The sequence below is a fragment of the Anoxybacillus sp. ST70 genome, from assembly GCF_019553625.1.
GTDB classification, from domain to species: Bacteria; Bacillota; Bacilli; order Bacillales; family Anoxybacillaceae; genus Anoxybacillus; species Anoxybacillus gonensis.
In genome coordinates this window covers 1-1,361 of record NZ_JAHZOF010000028.1, presented here as the reverse complement: position 1 = coordinate 1,361, position 1,361 = coordinate 1, and the positions used below count along the sequence as shown (strand labels likewise).

Here is a 1,361-nt window from a genome sequence, read left to right as displayed (position 1 = left end):
CTGTAGTTGAGTAATTTTCATTACAATAATTACCATTTAAAAAGAGACAAACGGGGTACTCCTTATGCCACATGGAGCTGTTTTTTCACGGCATCAATGGGAATATTTTGTTTCGCTGCGCCGTAGATAAATTCTACAAGACGATGTGCTTTGTTCGTTCGGAGAAAGTCAAGCCCGGTAGAGAAATCACCGTTGGACTCGAACATACTGTACACATAAGTCAGTTGTACCAGAATACAATACCGTTTTACCGCCCGACGCCCGCGAACGCGGTATCCATCGAGTTTCAGCTGGTCTTTCGCTTGACGGAAAAAACATTCGATCGACCAACGTGCAGCATAGTAGCGCAAGATCTTTTCATCGCTTAGCTCGCGATCGGTGCTCAAGACGCAGTGAAGATGTTCCGATGTCATCGGCTGATCGGCTTTCCAAGCGAGCAGCACCACGGCATCCTTGAGACCGTTCAGAGCACCTTCGTAGCGATACACCCGATAACGCTCTTTTCCCACCGTGACGAGGCGGGTATCCCGTGGCTCCATAGATTTGGCAAATTCCTTTGCTTGAATGGCCGTCCCTTTTGGATAGAGAATCCGATTCGTCTTCAGCATCGCGATGACGTGGAACCCTTTTTTCAAGCAGGCCCCCACGAGGGTTTTCGATGGATACCAAGAGTCCATGAGCACATAAACGGGGCGACTCACATCCAACGAAGAAAGCATCTCGATCGCGAGTTCCCCTTTGCTTTTCCCCGCCGTCTTGTCGTAGAGGCGAAAGGCAAAAGGAAACGCTTGAGTCATCGTATGAACCATGAGCCAAACGAGAGAATGTCCCCAGATCGACTTTTTCTCTGCGTGAGAATAGTGCCAATCACACCCTTGAATGGCGTGTGTTGCCCGTGACGAGGGCTTCGTTTTTTGGCAAATCGTATCATCGATCGAAACAAAAATGGGTTGATTCTCTCGTTTCGAGCTGCGTTCGACACGATGAAGCACCCACTGCTGGAGTTTGCGAAGCAGCGTCTCTTCCTCCCATGGGCTTTTCGTGAAAAAATGGCTGAGTGTCGTGCGATGGTTCGGATGAAAACTCCCATGATGTAGATCGGTCAACGTTCCCGAAAAGCCCTTTGTAATCATCGCATCCACGATATGAACGAGATGCTTCATGACAGGTTTCGAGAAATAAAGCGCCAACCCTAACGTTATGAAAAACTTGTGGATTCCTTGATGATGTGCTAATCTATTCATGAGACATGAACCTCCTTGTGGATAGTTGTGGCACATCTATTTTAACCAAGGAATCGGGTTCATGTCTCCTTTTTTGTTTGGTTGTAAATTTATGTTAGCGAATTTGCTCATCTACAG

At 47.4% G+C, this 1,361-nt stretch carries 1 protein-coding gene; it reads right to left on the bottom strand.

Annotated features, from left to right (window positions below):
• Nucleotides 1–62: 62 nt before the first annotated feature.
• Nucleotides 63–1,244, bottom strand: a complete 1,182-nt coding sequence (locus tag K1I43_RS15370) for an IS701 family transposase (RefSeq protein ID WP_220382705.1) — start codon at nt 1,242–1,244, stop codon at nt 63–65.
• Nucleotides 1,245–1,361 lie beyond the last annotated feature (117 nt).

Coding starts and splice junctions, on each gene's coding strand:
- K1I43_RS15370 (WP_220382705.1), bottom strand. CDS start 1,244: ATGAATAGATTAGCACATCATCAAGGAATCCACAAGTTTTTCATAACG.